Below are 21527 nucleotides of genomic sequence, written 5' to 3' on the forward strand. Positions count from 1 at the left end.
GCCTCCTGCTCTCGCCGTCGAGTGAGCGCTCACACCGTAGCGCGTGAGCGCTCACGCGGACAACTCGTCGGCCGTGTCGGCGGAACGGCGACGGCGACCGAACTCAGGACGAGCGCCGCACCACCAGCTCCGGCTGCAGCAGCGCCTCGTCGTGCTGGCCGCCCTCGAGCAGCGCCCGGGCCGAGGCGAGCACGCGCTCGCCCATCGCCTGGAAGTCCTGGCGCACGGTGGTCAGCGGCGGGGTGAAGTGCGCCGCCTCCGGGATGTCGTCGAAGCCCACGACGGCGATGTCGTCGGGGACACGCAGCCCCTCCTCGGCGAAGGCGTGCAGGACGCCGAGCGCCATCTGGTCGTTCCCCGCGAAGACCGCGTCGACCGCCGTCACGTCCAGGGACCGCCCGGCCGCGAACCCGCTCGCCGGGGTCCAGTCGCCGTCGAGCACGACCGGGGTCAGACCGCGGGAGCGCATGGTCCGCTCGTAGGTGGCACGGCGCACCTCGCCCTCCTGCGAGACGCCGGGTCCGGCGATGTGCACGATCCGTCGGTGCCCCCCGGTCGAACAGATGCTGCAGCGCCATGGTCGTGCCGGCGGCCTGGTCGATGGCGACGGCCGAGACGGTGGCGCCGCCGCTGCCGGGCACGACCAGGTCGGTCGGCACGGCGTCCCGCTGCACGGCGTTCGCGACGACGACGGGCACCGTCACGGCCATGGTCAGCGAGCCGAGGGCGTCGAGCACGCGGTTGTCGGCGGCGACGAGCACCACGGCGGCGACGTCCTGGGCGAGCAGCGTCGTGAGCGCCTCGGACAGGTCGACCGGCCGGGGGGTCGTCGGGCAGCGTCGAGAGGAGCACGTGGTACCCGGCGGTGCGCGCGGCCCGCTCGAACCCGATCGCGGTGCTCGACGGTCCGTACAGCGCGTCCCCCCGCGCTCACCAGGCCGAGTGCACGGCTCCGTCCGCCGGCCAGGGCCCGGGCAGCGGCGCGCGGACGGTAGCCGAGCTCCCCGATCGCGGTGGTCACCCGCGACCGGAAGCCGTCACGGACCGTCGGGTCACCGTTGATCACGCGGCTCACGGTCTGGTGCGAGACGCCCGCGCGCTCGGCGACGTCGAAGATCGTCGGGGCCTTGCGGGGCCTGCCGTTCGGCGTCGTCATCGTGGTCACCCGGTCACCGTACCGCGGCGCCCGTCCGGGGCGGCGACATACCGATCCGGTCACGACGAGTTGACACCGTGTACCAGAACCAACATGATGTGAGCGCTCACTTGGAGCATCACATCCCCAGCGGGACACAGCAGCCCCGCACCCGAGCGCGTCGACGTCGACGCGAGAGGAACAGAGGTACTTCGATGAAGAAGCGCAGGATCGTCGCGAGCGTCACCGCTCTCGGTCTCGCCCTCTCCCTGGCCGCCTGCTCTGCCGGCGGCCGCGGTGCCACCAGCTCTGACGGCGGCGACGAGGGCAACGGCAACAAGGGCGCCCTCGTCGGCGTCGCGATGCCGACCAAGGTCTCGGAGCGTTGGATCAAGGACGGCGACGCCGTCAAGAGCAGCCTCGAGAAGGCCGGCTACAAGGTCGACCTCGAGTACGCGGACAACAAGATCCCGCAGCAGGTCCAGCAGGTCAGCAACATGATCACCAAGGGCGCGAAGGTCCTCATCGTCGCGTCCATCGACGGTGGCTCGCTGTCCGACCAGCTCGACGCAGCGGCCGACGCCGGCATCAAGGTCATCTCCTACGACCGCCTGCTCACCGGCAACAAGAACGTCGACTACTACGTCTCGTTCGACAACTACAAGGTCGGCGTTGACCAGGCGACCTCGCTCCTGACCGGCCTCGGACTCCTCGACGCCGACGGCAAGAAGACCGACGAGAAGGGCCCCTTCAACATCGAGGTCTTCGCCGGCTCGCCCGACGACAACAACGCCACGTTCTTCTTCAACGGCGCCATGGACACCCTCAAGCCGTACCTCGAGGACGGCACGCTGAAGATCGGCTCCGGCCAGGACGGCTTCACGCAGGCCGCCACGCAGCAGTGGGACCCGGCGCTCGCCAAGTCCCGCATGCAGAACCTCGTCGCGAAGTCGTACTCGGGCGGCACCAAGCTCGACGGCGTGCTCTCCCCGTACGACGGCATCTCGATCGGCATCATCTCGGCGCTCCAAGGTGCCGGCTACGGTTCGGGCGACCGCCCGCTTCCGGTGATCACCGGCCAGGACGCCGAGGCCGCCTCGGTCAAGTCGATCATGAACGACCAGCAGTACTCGACCATCTACAAGGACACGCGCCAGCTCGCCGACAAGTCCGCGTCGATGGCCCAGGACCTGCTGTCGGGCAAGAAGCCCGAGGTCAACGACACCAAGACCTACGACAACAAGGTCAAGGTCGTCCCGACGTTCCTGTTCCAGCCGACGGTCGTCACCAAGGACAACTACGAGAAGGTCCTCGTCGACTCCGGGTACTACACGGACGCCGACCTCAAGTAGGTCTCGACTCCTCCTCGGACGGGAGGCCCGGTGCCGGGCTGGCACCGGGCCTCCCGCCCGTCCCCACCCACTCGCGCGCCGTGCCGGCGCCCAACGGAAGGCGGTCCCGTGGCGGACACCATCCTCGAGATGCGCGACATCACCAAGACGTTCCCCGGCGTCAAGGCCCTGCAGAACGTCTCGCTCCAGGTCGAACGGGGCCAGGTCCACGCGATCTGCGGTGAGAACGGCGCGGGCAAGTCCACGCTCATGAAGGTCCTGTCCGGTGTCTACCCGGCCGGCAGCTTCGATGGCGAGATCCTGCTCGACGGGAAGCCCGTCTCGTTCTCGACCATCAACGACTCCGAGGACGCCGGCGTCGTCATCATCCACCAGGAGCTCGCATTGAGCCCCTACCTGTCGATCGCCGAGAACATCTTCCTCGGCAACGAGCGCGCCAAGGGCGGCTTCATCGACTGGAACAAGACGAACCTCGAGGCCGCGGCGCTCCTGAAGCGCGTCGGCCTCAAGGACAACCCGATCACCAAGATCACGGACATCGGCGTCGGCAAGCAGCAGCTCGTCGAGATCGCGAAGGCACTGTCGAAGGAGGTCAAGCTCCTCATCCTCGACGAGCCGACCGCCGCGCTGAACGACGACGACTCCGCGCACCTGCTCGAGCTCATCCGCTCGCTGCAGGCCGAGGGCATGACGGCGATCATCATCAGCCACAAGCTCAACGAGATCAAGGCGATCGCGGACAAGGTCACGATCATCCGTGACGGCCAGACCATCGAGACCCTCGACATGCACGCCGGCGAGGTCTCCGAGGATCGCATCATCCGCGGCATGGTCGGACGCGACCTCTCCACCCGCTACCCGGAGCACGAGTCGAAGATCGGCGAAGAGCTCCTGCGCATCGAGGACTGGACCGTCCACCACCCCCCTCGACGCCTCACGCGAGATCATCCACCAGGCGAACCTCACCGTCCGCGCCGGCGAGATCGTCGGGATCGCCGGGCTGATGGGCGCCGGCCGCACCGAGCTGGCGATGAGCGTCTTCGGGCACTCGTACGGCACCGGGATCAGCGGCACCGTCTACAAGCGCGGCACCCCGATCAAGACGAACACGGTCACCGCCGCGATCGACAACGGCCTGGCCTACGCGACCGAGGACCGGAAGCGCTACGGCCTCAACCTGATCGACGACATCAAGCGGAACGTCTCCGGCTCGGCACTCGGCAAGCTCGCCAAGTGGGGCTTCGTGAACGGCTCCGAGGAGACGACCGTCGCGCGCCAGTTCCTCAAGAACATGAACATCAAGGCGCCGACCGTGAACGCGGTGACCGGCAAGCTCTCCGGCGGGAACCAGCAGAAGGTCGTCCTGTCGAAGTGGATGTACTCCGACCCGGACGTGCTCATCCTCGACGAGCCGACACGCGGCATCGACGTCGGCGCGAAGTACGAGATCTACACGATCATCAACGCGCTCGCGGACCAGGGGGAAGGGGATCATCGTCATCTCCTCCGAACTCCCCGAACTGCTCGGCATCTGCGACCGCATCTACACGCTCTCCGAGGGCACCATCACGGCCGACGTCCCGCGCTCCGAGGCGTCGCCGGAAGTCCTCATGCAGTACATGACCCAGGAACGGGAGACCCCAGTCAATGAACGCGCTTAAGTCCGCCGCCAGCTACCTCACCGGGCAGCTCCGACAGATCGGCCTGTTCATCGCGCTGATCGTCATCGTCATCTTCTTCCAGGTGACGACGAACGGCATCACGCTGGCCCCGATCAACGTCTCGAACCTGATCGTCCAGAACAGCTACATCCTGATCCTCGCGATCGGCATGGTGATGGTGATCATCGCCGGCCACATCGACCTCTCCGTCGGTTCGGTCGTCGCGTTCACCGGTGCCATGGCCGGCGTCATGATCACGCAGTGGGGCATCCCCTGGCCGGTCGCCGTCGTCCTCTGCCTGGTCCTCGGCGCCCTGGTCGGTGCGTGGCAGGGCTTCTGGATCGCCTACTTCGGGATCCCGGCGTTCATCGTGACCCTGGCGGGCATGCTCGCCTTCCGCGGTGCCGCCCAGATCGCCCTGCAGAACCAGCAGATCTCGCCCTTCCCGGACGGCTTCCGCTCGCTCGGCTCCGGCTTCCTGCCGTCCTTCGGCACCTCGGGCTACGAGCCGCTCACGATGATCCTCGGCCTCGCCGCCGCCGCGATCCTCGTCATCACCGGCTTCCGTGGTCGTGCGACCCGTCGCAAGTACCAGCTCGAGGACGAGCCGTTCGCATGGTTCATCACCAAGATGGCGTTCACCGTCGCGCTGGTCATCTTCATCGCGCTGCTGCTCGCCAGCTACAACGGCACCCCGATCGTCCTCGTGATCCTCGGCGTCCTGGTCATCGCGTACTCGATGGTCATGCGCAGCGCGGTCTTCGGTCGTCACATCTACGCGATCGGCGGCAACCCGCTGGCCGCACAGCTGTCGGGTGTCAAGACGAAGCGCGTCACGTTCCTGCTGTTCGTGAACATGGGTGTCATCTCGGCCCTCGCCGGCGTCGTCTTCACCGGCCAGCTCAACCTCGCCTCGCCGAGCGCGGGCAACGGCTTCGAGCTCGACGCCATCGCGGCCGTGTTCATCGGTGGCGCTGCCGTCACCGGTGGCATCGGTACGGTCCCGGGCGCGATCGTCGGTGGTCTCATCATCGGTCTGCTCAACAACGGCATGTCGATCCTCGGTGTCGGTTCCGAGTTCCAGCAGCTCATCAAGGGCCTGGTGCTCCTCGCCGCCGTCGCGTTCGACGTCTTCAACAAGCGCCGCGCGGCCTCCGCTCGGAAGTAGCACCCGCGGTTCCTCCCCCGAAAGCGACAGATCTCCGTGGAAGTTCCACGGAGATCTGTCGCTTTCGCGTTGCCGTCCCGGCGGCAGGTCAGGCGGTCAGGACCGCCCAGGCGCCGGCCGGGAGGCGCAGCCCGCCCTCCGACAGGTCGGCCCGGCCCGCCTCGACGCGCGTCGCGTCGGCCGCGGGCAGCACCACCGGCTCAGGCGAGAGGTTCAGGGCGGTGACCACGGCCTCCCGGTCGGTCGCGGTCCGGAGGACCAGCGTCTCGTTCGTCAGGTGCACCACGTCCGTGTGCGCGCGGTGCAGCCACGGGTGCCGACGCCGGAGGGCGACGAGCGCCTGGTGCGCGTGCACCAGCTCGGCAGCGGTCCCGCTCGGTTCCGGCGGAGTCGCCGGGAAGGCGGGGCGGACGGCGTCGTCGCCGCCCTCGCGCTGCTCCTTGACGCCGGTCCAGCCGAACTCGTCGCCCGCGTACACCGACGGCGTGCCGGCGACGGTGAGGAGCACCGCGACGGCGTGACCGACGAACCCCTCCCCCCACCGCGCTCGCGATCCGGGTGACGTCGTGGTTGCCGACGAACGTGCTCGGGGCGGAGGTCGCGAGCAACTCGTCGTGCCGCTCGATCGCGTGCGCCAGTTCGAAGCAGTTCCGGTCCGCGATGCCGTGCCAGATGCCCTGCCACAGCTCGTACTGGGTGGTCGAGTCCATCGTCGACTCCCGGACGATCGCCGCGGTGTCGCCGTGGATGACCTCGCCCGAGAACCAGGCGTCCGGGAACCGCTCGCGCACGCGCGGCAGCACCCGGGCCCAGAACGCCGGCGGCACCGCGTAGGCCGCGTCGAGCCGCCAGCCGTCGATGCCACGCTCCAGCCAGTGCGTCATGACCGCGACGACGAGGTCCTCGGTCTGCTGCGACGCGTGGTCGAGTGCGACGAGGATGTCGTGCCCCTCGAACGACCCGACCGGTACCGGCTGCCCCGGCTGCCAGCCCGACCAGTCGACGGCGAACAGGCCCGCGGTGTCGGCGTCCGGTCCCGCGGTCTCGAGCTGGCGGAACGCCGGGTGCTCACGGCCGACGTGGTTGAAGACGCCGTCGAGCAGCACGCGGATCCCCCGCTCGCGCGCAGCGGCCACCAGGCGGTCGAAGTCCGCGTCGTCGCCGAGTCGGGGGGTCGATCCGGAAGTGGTCGACCGTGTCGTAGCCGTGCGACGAACTCGCGAAGACCGGGCCGAGCAGCAGTCCGTTCAGGCCGAGGTCCACCACGTGGTCGAGCCAGCCCTCCAGGTGCCCGAGCCGGTGCTCCACGGGACGTGCGTCGACCGTGGTGTCGGGCCGGACCTCCGCGCCGACGAAGCCGAGCGGGTAGACGTGCCACCACATGACGTGCTCGACCCAGGCGGGCTCGCTCGGCCTCGTCGCGGCGGCGGGGTTCGGCTCGGCTGCTGTGTCCATCCATGCATGCTGCCAGGCGGCCCTGGCCAGGACCGTGGACCGGGGTACCGCCAGCCTGGAAGCGCGTCGGTGGCCGGGACGATCATGGGCGCATGGAACGAGCCATCCGGACCGAGGACGACGCACGCCGACTCGAGGCCGCGCACGCGGAACGGACGTGTGCGTCCTGCGGTCGGCGCATGCCCGACAGCGCCGGCCCGGACACCAAGTGGTGCTCCGACGCGTGCCGACGCCACGGGCTCGACGACACCGACCGGACCCTCGAGCACACGATCGACGCGCTGCTCGACGCCCGCGCGCTGACCTCGAGCATCTGCCCGTCGGATGCCGCCCGTGCCGTCGGCGGTGAGGACTGGCGCGACCTCATGGAACCCGCGCGTCGCGCCGCCCGGCGGATGGTCGCACGTGGCGAGGTCGAGATCACCCAGGGCGGGAACGTGGTCGACCCGTCGACCGCGAAGGGCCCGATCCGGATCCGCCGTCCGCGCTGAGGCGGTGGTGCCGGCCCGGGTACGCGAGGCTCAGACCCTGCCGGGCGCGCCGTCGGGAAGCACCCCGAGGCCGCCGAACGCACCGCCCAGGGTCACGATGGCCAGGGCATCGGCGACGCCCGCATCGACCCGGCTCAGCTGGTCGGGTCGGTCTTCTGCCGCATCGTGACGACCAGGCGTTCGAGCGCGACCACGAGGCGGTTCGTCTGCGAGCGGGACACGCGTGACGATGAGTACTGGAAGTTCGACTTCTCGTCGGTCAGCCGTTTCAGGTGGTTGCCCGGCTGCCTGTCCGGCGAGCACGCTGTGTCGAGGAGGCGTCTCGCCTGAGCATGGTCCTCGCCGACGTGGTGGTACCCGAGGACTGCACCGCAGATCGCGTCCGCTGCTGCGATGCCACCGAGCACGGCGTTCGCGCCAGCGGCTTTCCAGTCGGCATGTGACGAGGACGCGGCGCAGAGGACGGCCACCTCGTAATACGCCTCCGCTTCGTCGCGCCGCCTGCGGACCGCTGCTCGGTCCATGGCGCGCGTCCGGACCGACATCAGACCAACGTCCTGATGTCCGGACCGAAGACGGTGCGCGCATCCGCACGCCACGAGCCGACGAGCGGGTCGCCCTCGGCGGCGAACCGCTCCAGGTCAGCACGGGTGACGTCGAACACCTGGCACTCGTTGCCGGTCCAGCGGTGGACCAGATCGCCGAGCTGCACCACGACGTCGAGATTGGTCTCCGTGTCGAAGACCACGAGCAGATCCACGTCCGACTCGTCGGTGGCCGTTCCCCGCGCAACGGACCCGAAGATCGACACGGAGAGGACGGACAGATCGACCCCGGCGAGGAAGTCGTGGATCCGTCGCTCGAGTTCCGCCCCGGCGCCGAGCACGAGCTCGACGGCGGGCCACAGCAGGTGGTCACGGTTCACCCGGTAGGCCGAGTGCTGGAGGCCGCGTTCGACGCACACCAGTCCGGCATGTTCCAGTTTGTCGAGCGCTCGTTTGATGCCGGTGTGTTGCGCGGCACCAGCGACTCGCGCGACCTGGCGCCCGGTCATGCCGACGTCGGTCTGTGCGAGGACACGGAGGGCATCGGCCTGGGTCGGCCCGACGAGCGTGGCGAGAGGAGCGGTGAGCTGCATCAGGCGAGTGTACACAGATGTGGTACACGTGTGCACGTTCTGTGTACACCCACTCGATCAACCGGCCGCTCGGGTCAACGACGCCGACGGGCGAGCAGTGTCCCCACCGCGACGAGCGCGAGGCAGGCGATGATCGGGACGCGCTGGTCGCCCTTGACGTCGCGGTACTGCACTCCGGGATCGGCCAGCGCCGTGCCGGGGAAGGCGAGGCTCGTCACCTGTGTCACCCAGTAGGTGGAGGCGATGCTGCTCGCGAGACCGACGTCGCGCACCGCGGGACGCAGGCGCCACACGGTGAGGCCGGCCAACGCCACCGCGAGTGACATCGTCTGCGCGTTGTGGAACTTGGCGTGCGGCGGCCAAGCCGGGTTCTTCACGTGGGTCTCGTTGTAGTCGAAGACGAAGGCGCCCACGGGGGGCGGCGACCGCAGCGACGCCGATGCAGATCCGCCCGGCCAGTTCACGCGCAGAGAGTGTCATGACGCCAGCCTGCCCGGGACCGGATCAGAAGGCGTAGCGGATTCGGCAGGAGGGCAGGTTCTCGTCGACGAGCTGGCGGAAGCGCTCGATGTGCCGCGCCTTCATCGCCGCGCGGTACCGGATGTTGACGGCACCGTTCTGGGACAGCTTCTGCTCCTGCAGGTCCGGACGCCAGAGCAGGTCCTCCGCCTTCGGGTGCCAGCCGAGGTTCACCTCGTGCAGCTGCTCGTTGTGGGTGAGGAAGATCACCTCGGCCGCGAGCTGCGCCTTCGCAGCCGGGGAGAGCACGTCATCGACCTCCCGCAGCAGTGCGGCCCAGTCGGCCTCCCACGTCGGCGTCAGGATGACGGGCGAGAAGTTCAGGTGGACCTCGTACCCGGCTTCGACGAAGTCGTTCACGGCGGCCAGTCGTTCGGCGATCGGTGACGTCCGGATGTCGGTCACCTTCGCCGTCTCGTGTGGCATGAGCGAGAAGCGGATGCGGGTGCGCCCCATCGGGTCCCAGTCGAGCAGGTCGCGGTTGACGTACTTCGTCGCGAACGAGGCCTTCGCCGTCGGCGTCATCCGGAACAGGTCGCAGAGGTCGCGGACGTTGTCACTGAGCATGGCGTCCACCGAGCAGTCGCTGTTCTCGCCGATGTCGTACACCCACGCGTCGGGGTCGCACTGGTTCGGCTCGGTCTTCTGCCCCTGCTTCTGGATGTTGCGAGCGAGGTGCTTGGTGATCTGCTCGATGTTGGCGAAGACGGTGACCGGGTTGCTGTAGCCCTTGCGACGCGGCACGTAGCAGTACGCGCACGCCATCGCGCACCCGTTCGCGGTCGACGGGGCGATGAAGTCCGCCGAGCGGCCGTTCGGCCTCGTCACGAGGGACTTCTTCACGCCGAGGACGAGCGCCTCGGTCTTGATCCGCACCCAGCGGGAAACGTTCCGCTCGTCGCCGTGCACCTCGGGGATCTGCCAGTGCGACGCGACGGGCACGATCTCGGCGTCCGGCCACTGCCCGACGATCTCCTGCCCGCGTGGCAGTTCGAGGGCGGCGTCCTCGGCGTAGATGCGCTTGACGTCGAGCAGAGGGCGCATGCGGGACTCGGTCATCACCCACTGTTCTACCGGTCACCACCGACACCTCTGGAGGTGGCTCGTGCAGACTCGACGGCATGACCGCCGGCGTGGAGGACGACCACTACTTCGTCGTGGACGGACGGCGCTGGCGACGGACCGACCCGGCCCTCCCCCGAGGACGTCGCCGCACGCCTCCGGTCCCACCTCGGCGGTGGTCGCAACGCCGTGAAGCAGGCGAGACGGGCCGGCGACGAGGACGCGGTGGCAGCTGCCCGTCACCGCAACGGGCTCGCGAAGCACGGCCTCGGGGAACGCGGCCCGGAGTGGTGGACCCGACCGGAGTCCGAGCGCCTGGCCCAGGCCGAGCAGGCCCTCGCGGACCTCGACGGTCTCGACGAGGTCGGGTGATGGCCGACCAGGTCATCCGGGCGCCGCGATGGGAACGAACCGCGAACGCCGCAGCGGTCGGCCCGCTGCAGATCGTGGTCGGCATGGTCCTCATCGGGGTGGCCTTCGTCCCGGAGGCATCGGCGCGGGCGTTCGTCGTGGTCCTCGGGACGCTGTTCGTCGGACTCGGTCTGTGGATGACCGTCCGCGCCCACCGCGTCGCGGTCCGCCTCGAGGACCAGGTGCTCCGGTACGACGGGTACGTCATGAGCTGGTCCGTGCCTCGAGCGCAGATCACGATCGTCCTCGACGACGGCTTCGTCGAGTGGGTGGACGACGACGGGCGGCAGCACCGACGGCAGATCTGGCTCCTGACGAAGGCATGGGAGGACGACGGCACGAAGTTCGCCCCGTACTGGATCTGGCGCCGCGAAGGGCTCCTGCGCGTCCGCGGATGGGCAGGCGCGCGCGCCTTCTGAATGCACGTGACCTCGAGGAGCTCGCCGAGGTCGCACGAACCGCCGCTCCGAGCCAGCCGACCCGGCAGCTCGTGCGACTCCGGCGGACGACCGACGGCACGTTGCGCGACCCGGGCGGCGGACCCGGCTCCGCCTCCGCCTCCGATGCTGCCGTCAGCCGAACGGCGGACGACACGTCCCGTTTCCCCACCTTCCGGATGAGGTGCGAGAGATCCTCGCAGCCGTATGCTCATCGCGGCGAGGACGCCGAGAACGAGGGGGGAACCATGAACGAGATCGTCACGCACACGGGCGTGCTGGTGGGGCTGCGCACCGGGACGACCACCACCGAGGGGCCGACGGGGACGCGGGTCGGCGTCCTGCTGGAGTTGTGCTCCGAGGACAGCGCGAGCGTCCGCCGCCCGTGGGAGTTGCTGGTCACACCGGCCCAGGCGGCCGCGCTCGTCGAGGCCGAGCGGACCGAGTCCGGCGTGCTCGTGCGGTTCGCCGGCGAACGGCTGGGTGAGCGCGGTGGGGTGCCGCTCGTGCGCGTCGGCCGGATCGCGGTGCTCGTGCCCGAACCGACCTGCTGACCGCACGACCACGACGAACGGCCCCGGGCATCCCCCGGGGCCGTTCGTCGTCACGGATCCGCTCCGTCAGGTTTCGGTGTGCCCGAGCTCCGGCTCGACGCACATGCAGACCGTGCGCGATGCCGCGGCGTGCACCTCGAGGACGACGACCTCGTTCCGCCCGGCCCGGAGCACCGGACCGGGGACGGCGAGGGTGCCCTGGGGTCCGCGCGACCAGTAGCGGCCGAGGCAGAACCCGTTCACCCACGCCACCCCCCTTCCGGAAGCCGTCCAGGGCCAGGTAACGGTCGAGCGTGGCCCCGCGCTCGGGGAGGTCGAACGTGCCGGAGGCGAACGCCGGCCCGGCGACGGTCTCCCCCCGCGGACGCCGGTGCTCCGCGGAGCACCGCGACGGCTGCGTCCGGCAGCGGGTCGAGGGCGAGCGGCGACACCGTCCAGTGCGTGAGGACGTCGTCGTCGACGCGCACAGCGCCGACGAGGCCCTTCGGCTCGCCGATGCGGGGACCGTAGTCGACCCTCCCCTGGTCCTCCACGAGCAGTTCCAGGAGGCCCGTGGCCGGCGGCAGGGCGATGGCACGGTCGTGGTGCTCACGCTCGAGGACGCCGACCGGACGTCCGGCGAGGCTGACGAGCACACGGTCGCGGACCTCCTCCGCGACCGTGAGGACGCCGCCCTCGGGCAGGTCGACCTCGTTCCGGTACAGGACGAACCCGGAGGCGGCGCCGAGCTCGTCGAAGGTCGGCGGCGTCTCGTGCGTGGTCCAGGACGTGATCGTCGGCAGGAGGCCTGCGAGCGGTACGACGCGGTCGAGGCGGACGGCAACGTCTCCGGCGGGGGCGGGTCGGGCCTCCCGTCCGTCGTCGTGCGTCGCGAGCCGACCGGACCCGCCGGGCTGCATCGTCGGCGGCAGCTCCGGCACGGGCGCGTAGCGCGCGATGACCTGACGGAAGGCGTGGAACTTGTCGGTCGGACGGCCGGCCTCGTCGAGCGGGGCGTCGTAGTCGTAGGACGTGGCGATGGGCCGGTACACGCCCTTGTCGTTCGCGCCGTTGGTGAAGCCGAAGTTGGTCCCGCCGTGGAACATGTAGATGTTCACGGAGCCACCCGCGGCGAGCAGGACGTCGAGGTCCTCGGCGCTGGCTGCCGCCGGCGTGGTGTGGTGGTGCTCACCCCAGCTGTCGAACCACCCGTCCCAGAACTCGGAACACATCAGCGGACCGGTGGGCTGCGCCTGACGGAGGCGGGCGAGCCGCTCGGCGGACCGGGAGCCGAACGACCCGGTCTTGTGGAGGGACGGGAGCGACCCGTCCTCGAGCATGGCGTCCATCGGCTGGTCGACGCTCGTGAACGGCACGGTGAGCCCGATGTCCCGGTGCATGCGCTCGAGCTTCTGCAGGTACACGGGATCGGATCCGTACGCGCCGTACTCGTTCTCGACCTGCACGAGCACGATCGGTCCGCCGGCGTCGATCTGTCGTGGCACGAGGATCGGCGCGAGGGCGTCGAGGTACCGCCCGACGGCGGCCAGGAACTGCGGCTCGTCGCGGCGGATCCCGACGGTGCCGTCGGTGAACAGCCAGAACGGCAGCCCACCGTTCGTCCACTCGGCGCAGATGTACGGTCCGGGGCGGACGACGGCGTGCATGCCCTCGGCCGCGACGAGGTCGAGGAAGCGGCCGAGGTCGAGACCGCCGGTGAAGTCGAAGGTGCCCCGCGTCGCCTCGTGCGCGTTCCACGCGACGTAGGTCTCGACGGTGTTGAGGCCCATGAGCTTGGCCTTGCGGATCCGGTCCGCCCACAGGTCGGGGTGGACGCGGAAGTAGTGGATCGCGCCGGAGAGCACGCGGTGCGGCTGCCCGTCGAGCAGGAAGTCGGTGTCGCCGATGGCGAAGCGCATCTCGCGCCTTTCTGGGTGGGGGCGGCAGGGGGGGACGCGGCCGTGCGGGATGCCCGCACGGCCGCGTCGGTGGGGTGCTGCTACTTGGTGGAGACCGTGAAGCCCTGGTCCTTGCCGTACTTCACGAGCGCGTCCTGCCAGGCCTCGAGACCCGACTCGAGCGACGTGCCCTTCTCGTACGACTGCCCGACGGTGTCGGCGTAGACGCTGTTCGCGTACACCTGGTACGGCAGGTAGGCGAAGTCGTTGTCCGAGGACTTCGACGCGTCGACGAGCACCTTGTTGATCTGCTGGCCACCGAAGTACTCCGGCTTCTCCTCCAGGAACGCCGACGACTCGAGGTCTGTGGTGGTCGACGGGAACCCGCCGGACTCCATGAAGATCCCCGTGGACTCCTTCGAGGAGTTCAGCCACTTGAGGAAGCCGGCAGCGAGAGCCGGGTTCTCGGACTGCTCCATGACGACCTGAGCGCTGCCGCCGTTGTTCGCGGTCTGCGCGGGGCCACCGTCGTAGGTCGGCATCGGTGCCACGCGCCAGTCACCCTTCGCGTCGGCGACGCTGGCCTCGAGGTTGCCGGGCATCCAGGCGCCGGTGATCATCGTGGCGATCTGGCCGTTGCCGAGCTGCTTGTACCAGTCGTCGGTCCAGCCGACGGTCTTCGCGACGAGACCCTGCTCGACGAGCTGGTCCCAGGTCTCGGTCCACTTCTTCGTGCCCTCGTCCTGCAGGTTGATCGTCACCTTCTCACCGTCGGTGGTGAACGGTGTGCCGCCGGCCTGGGCGATCATGCTCGTGGTGAAGCCCGCGTCGCCGGAGTCCGCGGCCAGGTACTTCTCGGGGTCGGCCTCGTGCAGCTTCTTCGCCGCCGCGACGTACTCGTCCCACGTCTTCGGCACCTCGATGCCGTACTCGTCGAACACCTTCTTGTTGTAGAACATGGCCATGGGGCCGGAGTCCTGGGGCAGGCCGTAGACCTTGCCGTCCATCGACACCGAGTTCCAGGTGCTCGCGGCGAACTTGTCCTCCAGGTCGCCGAACCCGTACGAGCTCAGGTCGAGGAGCGACTCGGACAGGGCGAACTGCGGCAATGCGTAGTACTCGACCTGGGCGACGTCGGGGGGCGCCCGAGCCGGCCTTCACGGTGTTCTGCAGCTTCGTGTACTGGTCGGCACCGGTACCGGCGTTGACGAGCTTGACCTTCACCTTCGGGTAGGCCTTCTCGAACGCGGCGACCTGGTCCTTCGCGGACGGCGTCCACGACCAGTAGGTCAGCGTGCCGCCCTCGTCGAGTGCCGTCGCGATGTCGTCGGACGAGCCGCCGGAGCCGGAGCCGCCGGACGAGCAGGCCGCGAGGGCCATGGCGGCGGTGACGCCGATGGCGAGGGCGCTGAGCCCGCGCCGGAGACGCTTCTGCATGGTGGTGCCTTTCACTTCGTTGTGGAGAACTGCTGCGGAATGCGGGGGTGGTGCGGGGTGCGGCGCGGTCCGTGGCGGACTCGTGCCGGGCCTCCCGGCCGGCCCGGTGTGCGGACCGGGGACGGGTGGCGGGTCAGGCCTTGACGGACCCGGCCGCGAGACCGGACTGCCAGAAGCGCTGGAGGAAGAGGAACGCGACCACGATCGGGATGATCGTGAGGAGCGAACCGGTGACGACGAGGTTGTAGATCGGCTCCGCGCCGGACCCGGTGGCCTGCGCGTTCCACTGGTTCAGGCCGACGGTCAGCGGGTACCACTTCGGGTCGCTCAGCATGATGAGCGGCAGGAAGTAGTTGTTCCACGTCGCGACGACCGCGAAGAGCAGGACCGTCACGACACCGGGAGCGAGGAGCTTCAGCGCGATCGTGAAGAAGATCCGGAACTCCCCCCGCTCCGTCCATGCGGGCGGCCTCGATGAGTTCGGTGGGGATCGCCTCGACCGCGTAGGTCCAGATCAGGTACATGCCGAACGGGCTGATGAGCGACGGCAGGATGATCGCCCAGGGGGTGTTCGTCAGGCCGACCTGCGAGAAGAGCAGGAACGTCGGGACGGCGAGTGCGGTGCCCGGGACGGCGATCGCGCCGAGGACGATCGCGAAAACGGCGCGACGACCCGGGAACTGGAACTTCGCCATGCCGTACCCGGCGACGGTCGCGAGCAGCGTCGCTCCACCGGCCCCGACGACCACGTAGAGCAGCGTGTTGCCGAGCCACTGCACGAAGATGCCGTCGTTGTAGGTGAGGGTGTCGACGATGTTCTGCCAGAGGTGGAACTCCCCGCCGAACCACAGGCCGAACGTCGACAGCAGCGACGCCTGCGTCTTCGTGCTGTTGACGAGCAGGTAGAACAGCGGCGCGAACGAGTACACGACGAAGACGACCATGACCGCGGTGAGCAGGCCGGAGCGCTTCACCTTGCGTCCGTCGACGGGCTGCGCCGCCTTCCGGGAGGCTCGGGTGCGTCGCTCACGCGGGTCGCGCTGCGTCGTGGTCGCCTCGGTGACGGTGAGGGGTGCGGGACCCTGCAGGGTGCTCATCGGTTCTCCTGTCGGGTGCCGCGGACCTGCACGACGTAGGCGATGACGGCGGTGATGACGCCCATGACGATCGCGACGGTGGCGGAGTAGTTGAACTGCTGCCCGCTGAAGGACAGCGAGTAGGCGTACATGTTCGGGGTGAAGGCGCTGCCGATGACGTTCGGGGCGAGCGTCTTGAGCAGGTTCGGCTCGTTGAAGAGCTGGAAGCTGCCGATGATCGAGAAGATCGTGGCGATGACCATCGGGCCGCGCAGGGCCGGGAGCTTGATCGAGAAGACCGTGCGCATCGGGCCCGCGCCGTCGAGTTCGGCGGCCTCGTACAGCTCGCCGGGGACGGTGCGGAGGGCCGCGTAGAAGATCAGCATGTTGTAGCCGAGGAACTCCCACGTGACGACGTTGCCGATCGACGTGAGGACCCAGGTCGGGCTGAACGGCTGGAGCAGGTCGATGCCGATCGCGTCGTTCGCCGCACCGGTGAGGCCGAACTGGTTGCCGTAGATGAAGCCCCAGATGAGCGCCGCGACGACGCCCGGGACCGCGTAGGGCAGGAACACCGCGATGCGGAAGAACCCGGTGCCCCAGAGCCGCGCACTGTCGAGCGCGAGGGCGGCGACGAGGGCGAGGCCGAGCATGATCGGCACCTGCACGACGAGGAAGGCCGCGACCCGGCCGAAGCCGGACCAGAACTTGGCGTCCTGGAAGAGCTGGACGTAGTTGGCGAACCACACGAACTGGTTGCCGCCGATGAGCTGGTCGCGGAACAGGCTGAGCCAGAGCGCGTACCCGATCGGGACGATGAGCATGAGGACGAGGACGGCGACGAACGGGCCGACGAAGAGCCAGCCGGTCATGCGGCCCCGGGCCTTCCCACGGCGTCGCGGGGCGGGAGCAGTGCCCTCGCCCCGTCGCGGCGCGGCCTCGGGGCTCCGCGCGGTGAGCGTGCTCATGTGACTCCTTCGTCGTGTCCTGCGAGCCGTTGATGTGCCGGTCGGTCGTCCGGTGGAGAGCACGACTCCGTGCTGGCCGGACCGACCGATGTTGACGTCAACATCGAACGGGGCGACGATAGCATGGCAACGTCAACATGCACTAGCGTTCGCAGCACCGGTCGCGCACGGACGCCGACCTCGGCCGTCCGCACGAAGGGGGGCGCGTGACCATCTCGACCACCACCGACCCGGCGGCCTCCCCCCCGTCGGGCGCCGTCGCTCTCCGCCGTGGCCGAGGCCGCCGGGGTCTCCATGCAGACCGTGTCCCGCGTGGCCCGCGGCTTCGACAACGTCAGCCCCGAGACCCGGACACGCGTCCAGCAGGCGATGGCCGAGCTCGGGTACCGCCCGAACCGCGCCGCCCGGGCCCTGCGCTCCGGGCGCTTCCGGACCATCGGCGTGATCATGTTCACGCTGGCGTCGTTCGGCAACATGCGCACGCTCGAGGCCATCGCCGACGCCGCGGGCGCCGCGGACTTCACGATCACGCTGTTGCCGATGGCCTCCCGGACCGAGGAGGGCGTCCGCAGCGCGTTCTCCCGCCTGCACGAACAGGCGGTCGACGGCGTCGTCATCATCATCGAGTCGCACGTCATCGACACCGCCGAGGTCGCCCTGCCCGACGGCGTGCCCATGGTGGTCGTCGACTCGACCGGCACCACCGAGCACCCGGCCATCGACACCGACCAGGCCGACGGCGCCCGGCTCGCCACGCAGCACCTGCTCGACCTCGGGCACGACACCGTCTGGCACGTCTCCGGGCCGGCGTCGTCGTACTCGGCCGCACGGCGCCAGGCAGCGTGGGCGGCGACGTTGACGGCCGCCGGGCGGACGGTCCCCCCCGGTGTTCGAGGGCGACTGGAACACCTCCTCCGGCTACCGCGCGGGCGTGTCGATCGCAGTACGTCCCGAGATCACGGCGGTCTTCGCGGCGAACGACCAGACCGCGCTCGGGGTGCTCCGCGCCTGCCACGAACTCGGTCGTCCAGTGCCGTCGACGCTGAGCGTGGTGGGGTTCGACGACTCCCCCCGAGTCCGACTCGTTCTGGCCGCCGCTCACCACCGTGCACCAGTCCTTCGACGAGGTCGGGCGCCGCGCGGTCGCCACCCTGCTCAGGCAGATCGAGGGTGGCGCCGCCACCGCGGCGACGGACCTCGTGCCGGTGCGGCTCGTCGAGCGCGCGAGCACCGCGGCGCCGCCCGCGCGCTGAGCGCCGGGCCGCACGTGCGGCGCCGGGGCTGCCACGTGCCTCCCGACCCGACCGGTGCGCGGAACCGACAGTCCGCCGCGGAAGGTCCGCGGACATCTGTCGGTTCGGCGACCGGATCGGCCGACAGGCCGGAGGCCGGCCCTGGCCGGGTCGGTCAGGAGGCGCGGCACCGGGCCGCCACGTGCCTCCCGGCCCGATCGGTGCGCGGAACCGACAGTCCGGCACTGAAGACCTGGGGACATCTGTCGGCTCGGCGGCCGGGTCCGGCAGGCGCATCCGTACCCGCACCCGCGCCGCGGCCGCCGGACACGAGGAACGCCGGGCCCCGCGGGGACCCGGCGTCCTCTGCTCACTCGGTGCCCGCCGCACGCAGCGTGCACCGAGGCGCTCAACCGATCGAGATCGCCGTCCAGGACACGGGCGGGAGCTCGATCGTGATCGTGTCGCCCTCGCGGCGGACGGACTCGTTCGTCTTCAGGCCGACGCGGGCGGTGTCCGTCAGGTCGTTCACGGCGTGCAGGTCGTCGTCCCAGATGCCCTCGGCGTGCACGTCGCCCTCGACCGACAGGCCGGCGAGGTCGATCGTCACCGTGGTGCTCTCGGTCTGGTGGCGGTTGACGAGGAACACCGCGGCGCGGCCGTCCTCGACGGTGGCGGCCGAGTCGACGACGGGCACGGTGCCGTGCTTGCCGCCGTCGACCGTGTCGCCCGACGCGACCACGTTCAGCGACGTGCCGTGGGCCAGGCGCGACGTCACCGAGAACGGGAAGAACGTCGTCTGACGCCAGGCCTCGCCCCCGGGCTCGGTCATGATCGGGCCGATGACGTTCACGAGCTGGGCGATCGACGCGGAGGCGACGCGGTCGGCGTGGCGGAGGAGCGAGATGAGCAGCCCGCCGAGCACGACGGCGTCGGCGACCGTGTAGACGTCCTCGAGCAGGCGCGGGGCGACCGGCCAGTCCTCGAGCGTGAAGGTCTTCGCCTTCTCCTCCCACTTCGTGATCGACCAGACGTTCCACTCGTCGAACGAGATGTCGATGCGCTTGTCGGACTTCTTGTGCGCCTGCACGTGGTCCGCCGCGGTCGTGACCGTCTTGATGAAGTGGTCCATGTTGGCGCCGGACGCCAGGAACGAGGTGAGGTCGTCGTCCTCCTCGTAGTACGCGTGCGCCGAGATGTAGTCGACGTCCTCGTACGCGTGCTCGAGGACGGTGCGCTCCCACTCGCCGAACGTGGGCATCGACGCGCCCGACGACCCGCACGCCACCAGTTCCAGACCGGGCTGGATCTGCCGCATGGCCTTGGCGGTCATCGCCGCGAGCTTGCCGTAGTCCTCGGCGTTCTTGTGGCCGAGCTGCCACGGTCCGTCCATCTCGTTGCCGAGGCACCACATCGTGATGCCGAACGGCTCGTCCTTGCCGTTCGCCCGGCGCTGCTCGGACAGGGCCGTCCCGCCGGGGATGTTCGCGTACTCGAGGAGTTCGATCGCCTCGGCGGTGCCGCGGGTGCCGAGGTTCACGGCGAGCATCAGCTCGGAGCCGACCGAGTCGAGCCACTGCTGGAACTCGTGCAGGCCGACCTCGTTCGTCTCGGTCGAGTGCCAGGCCAGGTCGAGCCGGCGGGGACGCTGGTCGACGGGGCCGACGCCGTCCTCCCACTTGTAGCCAGAGACGAAGTTGCCGCCGGGGTAGCGGATGGTCGTGACGCCGAGCTCCTTGACCAGCTCGATGACGTCCTTCCGGAAGCCGTGCTCGTCGGCCGACTCGTGCGCGGGCTCGTGGATGCCGTCGTAGACGTGCCGCCCGAGGTGCTCGACGAACCCGCCGAACAGTCGGCGCCGCACCGGGCCCACCGTGAACGCGGAGTCGAGGACGAGGTGTGTGCGGGGCATGGATGATCTCCTTCGATCAGGCTGTGCGTCGAGCAGTTGTGTTCCGCGGCGTCACGGAAGTGAGCGCTCACCTGAGGGAAACGCTATCGGGTGTCGACACGGGACGGAAGGGCTGGCGCGCCCGACGGCGCGGCGCTAACGTGAGCGCTCACGGGGCACCGACGCCCCGAGAACGGGACAGCACTCCTCCCCTGGATGACGTCCCGCTTCGGCCCGTCCCGATGGAGTGATGCCATGCCGAACCGTCCCGTCCCGCCACCCCGCGGGTCCGCGTTCACCCGCAGGAGCCTGCTCGCCGCCGGAGCCGCGGCGGCCACCGTGCTGCCGCTGGCCGCCTGCGCGAGCCCCCCTCTCCGCCGGGCTCGCCGGAACCCCGCTCGCCCCCGAGACGCTCGTCTTCTGGAACCTGTTCGGTGGCGGTGACGGCGTCCGCATGAAGACCATGGAGGACGGGTACGCGAAGCAGCACGGCGGCTCCTCCGCCCTGCAGGCGACGACGTTCGCGTGGGGCAACCCGTACTACTCGAAGGTGACACTGGCGACCGTCGGGAACAAGCCGCCGGACGTCGCGATCGCGCACCTGACCCGCGCGAAGCCGCTCTGGGACGGCGACCTGCTCGACCCGATCACGGCCGACGACCTGGCGAGCGTGGGCCTCAAGGCGAGCGACTTCAACCAGAAGGCCTGGACGGCGCAGAAGACCGACGGCAACAACATCGCGATCCCGCTCGACACGCACCCGTTCGTGCTGTTCTACAACGTCGACGTCTGCCGCAAGGCCGGTCTGCTCGACAGCGACGACCAGCTCACGAACCTGGACGGGATGGAGAACTTCGAGCGTGCCCTCGCCGCGGTGTCGAAGGTCACCGGCGGCAACGCGCTGAACGTCGCGAACGTCGTGCCCGAGACCGCGACCCCGTGGCGCTTCTTCTGGACGATGTACAACCAGATCGAGGGCGCGACGCCGTTCATCAGCGACGGCGGCGCGAAGCTCACCGTCAACGAGGACGCCTACAACGAGGTCACGAGCCGCACCCAGAAGTGGGTGAAGGAAGGGTGGCTCAACAAGGCCCTCGACTACGCCACCGCGCAGTCGCTCATGTTCGACGGCAAGGCCGGCTTCTTCATGCAGGGCGAGTGGGAGATCAGCACCGCCCAGTCGATCAAGGGGCTCGAGTTCGGCATGGCGCCGATCCCGCAGCTGTACGACAAGCCCGCCACGCAGGCCGACGCGCACACCTTCATCCTGCCGAAGAAGGACCGCACGCCCGAGCAGCGCAAGCAGCACATGCTCTTCATCAAGCAGATGCTCGAGCAGAGCCTGACCTGGGCCGAGGGCGGCCACGTCCCCGCGTACATGCCGACCTTCGACAGCACCGCGTACAAGGAGCTCACCCCGCAGTCGAACTACGCCGCCGCGGCCGAGACGGCGGTCTTCGACGACGCCGCCTGGTACGGCGGGTCCGGGTCGACCTTCGAGGGCACCGTCGGCGCCCAGCTCGCGCTCGTGCAGCAGGGCAGCTCGAGCCCGGCCCAGGCACTCCGCGCCATCAAGAGCCAGCTGGCGACCTACCTCAACACCCCGAGCCCCCCTGTGACCAGGCGCGCGAACACCGTGAACACCCCGCGAAAGGCACGATGA

At 69.7% G+C, this 21527-nt stretch carries 19 protein-coding genes and 5 pseudogenes; 11 read left to right on the forward strand and 13 right to left on the reverse strand.

The features are described 5' to 3' along the window. Positions 1-103 precede the first annotated feature (103 nt). Positions 104-565 carry a substrate-binding domain-containing protein gene (locus DEJ15_RS14900; protein ID WP_349814906.1) on the reverse strand — a complete coding sequence of 154 codons (462 nt, stop codon included), beginning with the start codon at positions 563-565 and terminating at the stop codon, positions 104-106. Positions 566-712: 147 nt separating this feature from the next. Further along, on the reverse strand, positions 713-1156 hold the full coding sequence (locus DEJ15_RS14905; RefSeq protein ID WP_284176225.1) for a LacI family DNA-binding transcriptional regulator: 444 nt from the start codon (positions 1154-1156) through the stop codon (positions 713-715). Between the two features lie 194 nt (positions 1157-1350). On the opposite strand from DEJ15_RS14905, the gene chvE reads away from it, so the two are divergent. The 3 genes and pseudogenes from chvE to mmsB all read left to right on the forward strand — a co-directional run bounded on the left by chvE (position 1351) and on the right by mmsB (position 5316). Beyond that, positions 1351-2487, forward strand: coding sequence for a multiple monosaccharide ABC transporter substrate-binding protein (chvE, locus tag DEJ15_RS14910; RefSeq protein ID WP_110824776.1), 1137 nt, complete (start codon positions 1351-1353; stop codon positions 2485-2487). A 108-nt stretch (positions 2488-2595) separates the two neighbouring features. Continuing rightward, positions 2596-4148, forward strand: a pseudogene (gene mmsA / locus DEJ15_RS14915) (multiple monosaccharide ABC transporter ATP-binding protein). Then, positions 4135-5316 (forward strand): multiple monosaccharide ABC transporter permease, encoded by a 1182-nt coding sequence (mmsB, locus tag DEJ15_RS14920; RefSeq protein WP_110824778.1) that lies wholly within the window; start codon positions 4135-4137, stop codon positions 5314-5316. Before mmsA ends, mmsB begins: the two are co-directional and overlap by 14 nt. A gap of 88 nt (positions 5317-5404) precedes the next feature. Here the strand turns inward: mmsB and DEJ15_RS14930 are convergent. Further along, a pseudogene (locus tag DEJ15_RS14930) lies at positions 5405-6771 on the reverse strand (alpha-amylase family glycosyl hydrolase). 92 nt (positions 6772-6863) lie between these two features. Here DEJ15_RS14930 and DEJ15_RS14940 point away from each other — a divergent pair. Beyond that, positions 6864-7262: a DUF3253 domain-containing protein gene (locus DEJ15_RS14940; protein ID WP_110824780.1), complete on the forward strand. Its 399-nt coding sequence runs from the start codon at positions 6864-6866 to the stop codon at positions 7260-7262. Positions 7263-7396: 134 nt separating this feature from the next. Here DEJ15_RS14940 and DEJ15_RS14945 read toward each other — a convergent pair whose 3' ends face one another. From DEJ15_RS14945 to DEJ15_RS14960, 4 genes are all read right to left on the reverse strand, one after another. Then, the gene (locus DEJ15_RS14945; RefSeq protein ID WP_110824781.1) at positions 7397-7807 is read right to left on the reverse strand and encodes a hypothetical protein; all 411 of its coding nucleotides are present in this window, start codon (positions 7805-7807) and stop codon (positions 7397-7399) included. Further along, complete coding sequence (locus DEJ15_RS14950; protein ID WP_110824782.1) at positions 7807-8400, reverse strand: nucleotidyltransferase domain-containing protein; 594 nt, start codon at positions 8398-8400, stop codon at positions 7807-7809. Before DEJ15_RS14950 ends, DEJ15_RS14945 begins: the two co-directional genes overlap by 1 nt. Before the next feature lie 74 nt (positions 8401-8474). Then, the gene (locus DEJ15_RS14955) at positions 8475-8813 is read right to left on the reverse strand and encodes a DUF6640 family protein (RefSeq protein ID WP_284175203.1); all 339 of its coding nucleotides are present in this window, start codon (positions 8811-8813) and stop codon (positions 8475-8477) included. 91 nt (positions 8814-8904) lie between these two features. Further along, entirely contained in the window at positions 8905-9978 is a 1074-nt protein-coding gene (locus DEJ15_RS14960) for a spore photoproduct lyase family protein (protein WP_258365910.1), read from the reverse strand. A gap of 192 nt (positions 9979-10170) precedes the next feature. On the opposite strand from DEJ15_RS14960, the gene DEJ15_RS18870 reads away from it, so the two are divergent. From DEJ15_RS18870 to DEJ15_RS14975, 3 genes are all read left to right on the forward strand, one after another. Then, the gene (locus DEJ15_RS18870) at positions 10171-10353 is read left to right on the forward strand and encodes a hypothetical protein (RefSeq protein ID WP_349814728.1); all 183 of its coding nucleotides are present in this window, start codon (positions 10171-10173) and stop codon (positions 10351-10353) included. Continuing rightward, positions 10353-10811 (forward strand): hypothetical protein, encoded by a 459-nt coding sequence (locus DEJ15_RS14970; RefSeq protein WP_110824784.1) that lies wholly within the window; start codon positions 10353-10355, stop codon positions 10809-10811. Before DEJ15_RS18870 ends, DEJ15_RS14970 begins: the two co-directional genes overlap by 1 nt. Positions 10812-11077: 266 nt before the next feature. Continuing rightward, the gene (locus DEJ15_RS14975; RefSeq protein ID WP_110824786.1) at positions 11078-11383 is read left to right on the forward strand and encodes a hypothetical protein; all 306 of its coding nucleotides are present in this window, start codon (positions 11078-11080) and stop codon (positions 11381-11383) included. A gap of 66 nt (positions 11384-11449) precedes the next feature. Here the strand turns inward: DEJ15_RS14975 and DEJ15_RS19730 are convergent, their stop codons facing one another. The 5 genes and pseudogenes from DEJ15_RS19730 to DEJ15_RS14995 all read right to left on the reverse strand — a co-directional run bounded on the left by DEJ15_RS19730 (position 11450) and on the right by DEJ15_RS14995 (position 16741). Continuing rightward, positions 11450-11626 carry a hypothetical protein gene (locus DEJ15_RS19730; protein WP_502866116.1) on the reverse strand — a complete coding sequence of 59 codons (177 nt, stop codon included), beginning with the start codon at positions 11624-11626 and terminating at the stop codon, positions 11450-11452. After that, positions 11623-13281 carry a glycoside hydrolase family 35 protein gene (locus DEJ15_RS14980; protein ID WP_502866117.1) on the reverse strand — a complete coding sequence of 553 codons (1659 nt, stop codon included), beginning with the start codon at positions 13279-13281 and terminating at the stop codon, positions 11623-11625. The genes DEJ15_RS19730 and DEJ15_RS14980 overlap by 4 nt, the downstream gene beginning before the upstream one ends. A gap of 80 nt (positions 13282-13361) precedes the next feature. Then, positions 13362-14697 (reverse strand): annotated as a pseudogene (locus tag DEJ15_RS14985) (ABC transporter substrate-binding protein). Positions 14698-14830: 133 nt separating this feature from the next. Further along, positions 14831-15794 (reverse strand): annotated as a pseudogene (locus DEJ15_RS14990) (carbohydrate ABC transporter permease). Next, positions 15791-16741, reverse strand: coding sequence for a carbohydrate ABC transporter permease (locus tag DEJ15_RS14995; RefSeq protein ID WP_110824790.1), 951 nt, complete (start codon positions 16739-16741; stop codon positions 15791-15793). Before DEJ15_RS14995 ends, DEJ15_RS14990 begins: the two are co-directional and overlap by 4 nt. A gap of 294 nt (positions 16742-17035) precedes the next feature. Between DEJ15_RS14995 and DEJ15_RS15000 the strand changes: the two are divergent. Next, positions 17036-17554: pseudogene (locus tag DEJ15_RS15000) on the forward strand (LacI family DNA-binding transcriptional regulator); the annotation flags it as partial. Between the two features lie 293 nt (positions 17555-17847). Then, positions 17848-17994: a substrate-binding domain-containing protein gene (locus DEJ15_RS15005; RefSeq protein ID WP_284175204.1), complete on the forward strand. Its 147-nt coding sequence runs from the start codon at positions 17848-17850 to the stop codon at positions 17992-17994. Positions 17995-18382: 388 nt separating this feature from the next. Here the strand turns inward: DEJ15_RS15005 and arfA are convergent, their stop codons facing one another. Continuing rightward, the gene (arfA, locus tag DEJ15_RS15010; protein ID WP_110824792.1) at positions 18383-19885 is read right to left on the reverse strand and encodes an arabinosylfuranosidase ArfA; all 1503 of its coding nucleotides are present in this window, start codon (positions 19883-19885) and stop codon (positions 18383-18385) included. A 234-nt stretch (positions 19886-20119) separates the two neighbouring features. Between arfA and DEJ15_RS15015 the strand changes: the two genes are divergently transcribed. Beyond that, a complete protein-coding gene (locus DEJ15_RS15015; protein ID WP_284175205.1) occupies positions 20120-20308 on the forward strand; it encodes a hypothetical protein in 189 nt (62 codons plus the stop codon). Positions 20309-20318: 10 nt separating this feature from the next. Then, positions 20319-21527: an extracellular solute-binding protein gene (locus DEJ15_RS15020; RefSeq protein ID WP_284175206.1), complete on the forward strand. Its 1209-nt coding sequence runs from the start codon at positions 20319-20321 to the stop codon at positions 21525-21527.

This window comes from Curtobacterium sp. MCJR17_043, assembly GCF_003224315.2.
GTDB lineage: Bacteria > Actinomycetota > Actinomycetes > Actinomycetales > Microbacteriaceae > Curtobacterium.